At 66.6% G+C, this 6,987-nt stretch carries 8 protein-coding genes; 4 read left to right on the forward strand and 4 right to left on the reverse strand.

The features are described from left to right. Positions 1-5: 5 nt before the first annotated feature. Positions 6-1,010 (forward strand): class I fructose-bisphosphate aldolase, encoded by a 1,005-nt coding sequence (locus A7D17_RS19140; RefSeq protein ID WP_064510547.1) that lies wholly within the window; start codon positions 6-8, stop codon positions 1,008-1,010. Positions 1,011-1,445: 435 nt separating this feature from the next. Here A7D17_RS19140 and A7D17_RS19145 read toward each other — a convergent pair whose 3' ends face one another. The 4 genes from A7D17_RS19145 to cobA form a co-directional block, all read right to left on the reverse strand. Next, positions 1,446-1,985 (reverse strand): O-acetyl-ADP-ribose deacetylase, encoded by a 540-nt coding sequence (locus A7D17_RS19145; protein WP_029220742.1) that lies wholly within the window; start codon positions 1,983-1,985, stop codon positions 1,446-1,448. Between the two features lie 185 nt (positions 1,986-2,170). Further along, entirely contained in the window at positions 2,171-2,677 is a 507-nt protein-coding gene (locus A7D17_RS19150) for a methyltransferase family protein (RefSeq protein WP_064510548.1), read from the reverse strand. Positions 2,678-3,015: 338 nt separating this feature from the next. Then, positions 3,016-3,975 carry a cysteine synthase A gene (cysK, locus tag A7D17_RS19155; RefSeq protein ID WP_064510549.1) on the reverse strand — a complete coding sequence of 320 codons (960 nt, stop codon included), beginning with the start codon at positions 3,973-3,975 and terminating at the stop codon, positions 3,016-3,018. A 16-nt stretch (positions 3,976-3,991) separates the two neighbouring features. Next, a complete protein-coding gene (gene cobA / locus A7D17_RS19160; RefSeq protein WP_082862165.1) occupies positions 3,992-5,191 on the reverse strand; it encodes a uroporphyrinogen-III C-methyltransferase in 1,200 nt (399 codons plus the stop codon). Positions 5,192-5,353: 162 nt separating this feature from the next. Between cobA and A7D17_RS19165 the strand changes: the two genes are divergently transcribed. From A7D17_RS19165 to A7D17_RS23420, 3 genes are all read left to right on the forward strand, one after another. Beyond that, on the forward strand, positions 5,354-6,337 hold the full coding sequence (locus A7D17_RS19165) for a LysR family transcriptional regulator (protein ID WP_064510550.1): 984 nt from the start codon (positions 5,354-5,356) through the stop codon (positions 6,335-6,337). Positions 6,338-6,345: 8 nt separating this feature from the next. Next, entirely contained in the window at positions 6,346-6,615 is a 270-nt protein-coding gene (locus A7D17_RS19170; protein ID WP_064510551.1) for a hypothetical protein, read from the forward strand. 84 nt (positions 6,616-6,699) lie between these two features. Next, positions 6,700-6,987, forward strand: a 288-nt coding sequence (locus A7D17_RS23420; RefSeq protein WP_153041997.1) for a leucine zipper domain-containing protein, incomplete at its 3' end; no start/stop codon positions are given.

Raw genomic sequence — 6,987 nt, forward strand, 5'->3', positions numbered from 1 at the left:
ACTACATGAGCATCGAACAGCTTGCCGAAACCGCCCAGGCCATGGTCGCCCCGGGCAAGGGCATCATCGCCATCGACGAGTCGACCAGCACGATCGCCAAGCGTTTTGCCAGCGTCGGCATCGAGAACATCGAAGAAAACCGTCGCGCCTATCGCGAACTGCTGCTGACCACGCCCAAGCTGAGCGATTACATCTCCGGCGCCATCCTGTTCGACGAGACCATCCGTCAGAAGACCAAGGACGGCGTGCCGTTCGCCAAGTACATGACCGAGCACGGCATCATCCCGGGCATCAAGGTCGACAAGGGCGCGCAGCCGCTTGCCGGCATGCCGGGTGAGCTGGTGACCGAAGGTCTGGACGGCCTGCGTGCGCGTCTGGAGGAGTACTACACGCTCGGCGCGCGCTTCGCCAAGTGGCGTGCGGTCATCAACATCGGTGAAGACATTCCGTCCGGCACCTGCATCGAGGCCAACTCGCATGCGCTGGCGCGTTACGCCGCGCTGTGCCAGGAGCAGGGCCTGGTGCCGATGGTCGAGCCGGAGGTCATCATGGATGGCAGCCACGACATCGAGACCTGCTACGAAGTCACCGAAGCCACGCTGCGCTCGCTGTTCGGCGCGCTGTACGAGCAGAACGTCGTGCTGGAAGGCACCATCCTGAAGGCCTCGATGGTCATCTCCGGCAAGAGCTGCGAAGAGCAGGCCAGCGTCGAGGAAGTGGCCGAGTCCACCGTGATGTGCCTGAAGTCGACCGTGCCGGCGATCCTGCCGGGCATCGTGTTCCTGTCCGGCGGCCAGACCGACGAGCAGTCCACCGCGCACCTCAACGAGATGCACCAGCTCGGCAATCTGCCGTGGCCGCTGAGCTTCTCCTACGGCCGCGCCATGCAGCAGGCGGCGTTGAAGCTGTGGTCCCAGGACATGACCGGTAACTACGCCAAGGCGCAGCAGGTCATCTATGAGCGCGCCAAGGAAAATGGCCTGGCAGCACTGGGCCAGTGGAAGGGCTGATCAGCTGATCGCGGCCGCAAGGCCGCGTCGCCTGCAAGACCAGAACGCCGGCAGCGATGCCGGCGTTTTTTGTTGCGTGTCGTCGCGGTGATGGATTGCGCCGAGGTGCGGACCAGCGCAACACACGCATGCACACCGCACAGTCACGAGAGGATGACAGCCGTTGCCTACCGGCAATGCCGGTGCCGCCGCCGTTGCTTGACGCCACCGCCTGCACCGGCCTGACGATCGCTTCCGGAGGTGAGGTGGCCCTGGTGCAAGCCGGTCAGGTGACGCCGTGCGCATCAGGGTTGCTGCACATCCGTGCCCCTGCCAGGACGACAATGGTTGTGCCTCGGCGACAGACAACGACCTTGCCAAACGACCTTGCCAATGGTCAAAACGCAACGAGCGCCTTGCGGCGCTCGTCATTGCGGCCTGCACACAGTGCGGCGATCAGGCAGCCGCCGTTTCCTGTGTCGCCAATGCCTGCTGATACGCCTTGTAGGTGGCCTCGTTGTAGGCCACCAGCACGATATGCTTGGGAACCTTGTGCGAGCGTTGCCAATCGCGTGTTTCGGTCACGGCAATGCGTGCGGCCTGGTACAACGGATAGCCGTAGATTCCACAGCTGATCGCCGGAAACGCAATTGAGTGCAGCAGCATCTGCTCGGCCAGCTTCAAGGATTGCCAGTAGCAATTGGCCAGCTGCTCGGGCTCGTTGTGCTTGCCATCGCGCCACACCGGGCCCACCGTATGAAACACGTGGCGGGCTTTCAGATCGAAGCCCTCGGTGACGCGGATTTCGCCGGTGGGGCAGCGTACGCCCGGGCGCACCTGTGGCAGCGCTTCGCAGGCTTGCAGCAACCGTGGGCCGGCTGCGCGATGGATGGCGCCATCGACGCCGCCACCACCAAGCAGTGATTCGTTGGCGGCGTTGACGATGACGTCAACGTCGAGTTCGGTGATGTCGCCTTGCCAGACTTCGATTCTCATGGCGTGATAGTTATGGGATTTGAATGATGAACGCGTGATGGGTGCAGGCGTCGCGGGCCTCCACGCTAGTGGCCATTCATCTCATGGTTTGCGACGCGGCCGCCCTGCCATCCAACCGTCCGGCAGACCAATGAAACCGCAGCGAAGTAGTCGGTGCGTCAGTTCGAAGACGTGGCGCCGGTTCGTTACAGCCAGCGTCTGACGCGTGCGCAGTAATCGATGTAGTGACGGCCGAATTCGACCCGCAGGCGCGCTTCCTCGAACGGGATGACGTAGCCCTGCAGGGCCACCCAGGGCAGCGGCAGCAACAGTACGGCCCAGGGCAGCCCAAGCTGCAGGCACAGGCCGACATAGCTCATGACCAGCGCCAGATACATGGGGTTGCGCGTGAAGCGATAGGGACCGTCCAGTACCAGCCGCGACGGGTGGCCGCTGGGCATGATGGTGGTGCGCCGACGCGCGAACAGCACGAAACAACTCAGCGCCAACGCCAGCCCAAGGCCGGCGAGCAGGCCACCGGCCAGTTGGATCCAGGCCAGGGGCGTTGGTTCCGGCAGTGGCAGCGCCAACACGTCCTGCAGCCATCCGCCGATACCAAGCGCCAGCGCAAAGTGCACGGGCGAGGTCATTTTCACCAGCCATGGCGCCCGCGCAGTGCGGGTGTCGCTGTGTCCATACGGCCGGTTGCTCACCACGGTTCTCCCCACATCACGGCCGTCATCCTAACGTTTCCTTGACACCGACGGGAGTGCGCGACGCATTTAAGAGTGACGTTGGACACGCAGGTCCGGTGGCATCTGGGCGCGTCAGCTATCTACAGGCCAGCACAGGTCTGCGGCTGCGACAGACCGACACCATCGGAACGGCAACTCACACAGTCATCGGTTCAGCCGCCACGCGAGCCGCGTCATGCTCTCAGGCCGCCGTACGCCCGGCCTTCGCTCTTCACAAAGCGCCAAGTCGAATCCTGCCGCACCAAGCAAAAGGCCGCGCTTTCGGCGCGGCCTCATTGCATCGCTTCGAGGGCTGCTCAGGGCAGGCCTGCCAGCCAGTCGTCATCCGAGCCTTCGTTGATGTCGGCGAACAAAGGGGTGGAGAAGTAGCGCTCGCCGGTGTCCGGCAGCATCGCCAGGATCACTGCGCCGGGCGTGGCAGACTCGGCCACGCGCAGCGCCGTGGCGACCGTGCCGCCGCCGGAAATACCGGTGAAGATGCCTTCCTCGGCGGCCAGGCGGCGAGCGATGGTGATGGCGTCGGTGTCCTCCACGCTCAGCACCTCGTGCGCGACCTCGCGGTTGAGCACCTCGGGGACGAAGTCCGGGGTCCACCCCTGGATCTTGTGCGGCTTCCAGTCCTGGCCCTGCAGCAAGGCGGCGCCGGCCGGCTCGGTGGCGGTGATGCGCACTTCCGGCCGCGCCACGCGCAGCACTTCGCCCACGCCGGTGAGGGTGCCGCCGGTACCCCAGCCGGTGACGAAGTGATCCAGCCGGTGGCCGGCGAAGTCGCGCAGGATCTCGGCGGCAGTGGTGTTGCGGTGGTAGGCCGGGTTGGCCGGATTGGCGAACTGGCTGGCCAGGAACCAGCCGTGCTGTTCGGCCAGCTCCCTGGCCTTGCGCACCATGCCGCTGCCGCGCTCGGCCGCCGGGGTCAGGATCACCTTGGCGCCGTAGGCGCGCATCAGCTTGCGGCGCTCGATGGAGAAGGTTTCCACCATGGTGGCGACGAACTTGTAGCCGCGTGCGGCCGCGACCATGGCCAATGCCACGCCGGTGTTGCCGGAGGTGGCTTCCACGATGGTGTCGCCGGGCTTGAGCAGGCCGCGCTGCTCGGCGTCGAGGATGATCGCCAGTGCCAGGCGGTCCTTGACCGAGCCGCCGGGGTTGAACGATTCGACCTTGACGTAGAGCGAGACGTGGTCCGGCGCGAGGCGGTTGAGTTTGACCACCGGGGTGCGGCCGATGGTGTCGAGGATGTTGTCGTACAGGGCCATGGGGTCTCCGTCGGAATCAGGCTGCGTGGGCGAGTGTGGGCGAGTGCGGCGTTGCGATGGGTGAGTGCAGGGCGGGTGGGGTGCCCAGTGGCGCTGCGCCGAACCAGTGCAGCGTCTGCGCCAGTGCCGCCACCTCGCCCAGGATCAATAGCGCTGGGGCACGCACGGCGTGCAACTGGGCGGTGGCGGCCAGCGTGGCCAGCGTACCGGTGATGACGCGCTGCTGCGGGCGCGAGCCGTTTTCCACCAGCGCAAACGGGGTGGCGGATGCGCGGCCGGCCTGCAGCAGCCGCTGCTGGATGCCGTCCAGACCCGCCACGCCCATGTAGAAGGCCAGTGTCTGGCGTTCCTGTCCCAGCGCCTGCCAGTCCAGGGTGTCCAGCGAGTCCTTGCAGTGTGCGGTGATCAGCCGCAGCGATTGCGCGTGGTCGCGATGGGTGAGCGGGATGCCGGCGTAGGCTGCGCAGGCCAGTGCGGCGGTGATGCCCGGGATGACCTGGAAGCCGATGCCCTGCGCGTGCAGGAATTCCAGCTCTTCGCCGCCGCGGCCGAACACGAACGCGTCACCGCCCTTCAGGCGCACCACCCGGCGGCCGGCGCGCGCATGGTCGAGCATCAACGCGTGGATCTGCTCCTGGCGCGTGCTGTGGCCCTGCGCGGACTTGCCGACCTCCACCAGCAGCGCGTTACTGCGGGCCAGGCGCAGAATCTGCGGGCTGACCAGGCGGTCGTGCAGTACCACTTCGGCCTGTCGCAGTGCGCGCAGCGCATGCCGGGTGAGCAGGCCGGGGTCGCCGGGGCCTGCGCCCACCAGGGTCACGCTGCCGGGGGACAGCGGAGCGATGTGCGCATGCTGCGTGGGGGAAGGCGCAGCTTGGGCACTGGCGGGCGTGGGGCTATGGGTCAGCAGGCGGCGGGCACCGGCGGCAGTGCGCAGGGCATCGTTGAGCTCGGGGATGTCGCTGGCGGCGATGGTCAGCCACAACAGCGCGTCGGGCAGGGCCAGCCATGCGGGGTCGAAACGCCCGGCCAGCCAACGCAGGTCTCCGGCCTGGGCCCACTGCTGCAGTTGCGGGGTCAGCGCCGGGGCGCCGACCAGCGGCAGCGCCCCGGCCCGCAACAGCGCGGCAGTGGCGCGCTCGGCCGCGGCGCCGCCGCCGACCACCAGGACGGCACGGCCACGCAGGTCGGCAAGGAGCGGAAACGCAGCAGTCACGGTGAGGGGATCGAAAGGGAGGGCCAGACCGTACCGCCGGCATATAGCCGTCGGAAATGACTTCATACACCCTGAAAATAGCGTTCGGTTATAAGCTGGCCCGCAGAAGTCCTCTACAGTCGACGTCCTTGTGGCGCCTCGCGCTTTTCTGGAGATAAGCCCATGACGCTGACGCAACTTCGTTATCTGGTCGCCATTGCCGATGCCGAGCTGAACATCACGCTGGCCGCCGCGCGGGTGCATGCCACCCAGCCGGGTCTGTCCAAGCAGCTCAAGCAGCTGGAGGACGAGCTGGGCTTCCTGTTGTTCGTACGCAAGGGGCGCAGCCTGGATGCGGTGACCCCGGCCGGGGTGGAAGTGATCGAGCGCGCGCGCGCGGTGCTTTCGGAAGCCAACAACATCCGGACCTACGCCGCCAACCAGCGCCGCGAAAGTCAGGGGCAGCTGACCCTGACCACCACCCACACCCAGGCGCGTTTCGTGCTGCCGCCGGCGGTGGCGCAGATCAAGTACGCCTACCCGCAGGTCAGCGTGCACCTGCAGCAGGCGGCCGAAAGCGCGGCGCTGGATCTGCTCAGCCAGGGCGATGCGGATATCGCGGTGGTCAGCACGGCTGGCGGCGAACCTAGTGCCGGCATCGCGGTGCCGTTGTACCGCTGGCGGCGGCTGGTGGTGGTGCCGCGCGGACACGCGCTGGATCAGCCGAAGCTGGCGCCGGACATGCAGGCGCTGTCCGAACATCCGTTGATCAGCTACGAATCGTCCACCCGGCCGGGCTCGTCGCTGCAGCGGGCGTTCGCGCAGGTGGGGTTGGAGCCCAGCATCGCGCTGACCGCGCTGGATGCCGATCTGATCAAGACCTATGTCCGCGCCGGGCTGGGCGTGGGGCTGGTGGCGGAAATGGCGGTCAGCGCCTACGACGACGATCTACGCGCTTGGCCGGCACCGGCACCGATCGCCGAGTGCATCGCCTGGGCGGTGCTACCGCGCGACCGGGTGCTGCGCGACTACGCGCTGGACCTGGTGCATGTGCTCGCTCCGCAGATCGACAAGCGCGACCTGCGCCGCGTGCTGGATGGAAACCAGGCACCGAACTGGCCGCTGCCGCCGACCTGGGAATCGCTTACCCAGACCATTACCAGCTGACCGACGCGATGACCGACCCCCTGCGTCCGCCGTTGAGCCGGTTGTGGCTGCCCGAGCCCAGTGGCGGCATGTCCCTGCAGCTGTCGGCCAGCCTGGACGGTGGCGAGCACACGCTACTGACCCTGTCGGCCGACGCGCAGGACGAGGCGGTGTGGGTCACGCTGCAGGCCGGCGCGGTGCCGGTGCAGATTCCGCTGGCGACGCTGCGGCAGCTGCTTGAGGTCGCTGTAGAAGAGGTGCATTCGGCAGAGTGGTTTGCGCGCCAGGACTCGGACTAGCTGTGATCTCTCAGTAGGTTGTTCATCCGGGGCATCTCTGGAAGATGGGGGTTATCAAGCCAACCCAGCCCCCAGGAGCCCCGGATGAACCTGCATAAACATGCCCGCTTGAGCCCTCGCGGTCGAGCCCTGCTTGTGGATCGCATCCTTGTTCAGGGGTTGCGCGTGGAAGAAGCAGCGCATGCGGCCGGTGTCAGCGTCCGAACGGCCTACAAATGGCTCAAGCGCTTTAAGGAAGAGGGGGCAGAAGGGTTGACTGACCGTACCTCCCGGCCTCACAAGTGCCCCCATGCCACGCCTAAGCACGTTGTGGATCAGGTCATCGCGCAGCGCCGTGCACGCCATACGTATCGGCAGATCGCCCAGCAGTTG

Source organism: Xanthomonas floridensis (assembly GCF_001642575.1).
GTDB lineage: Bacteria > Pseudomonadota > Gammaproteobacteria > Xanthomonadales > Xanthomonadaceae > Xanthomonas > Xanthomonas floridensis.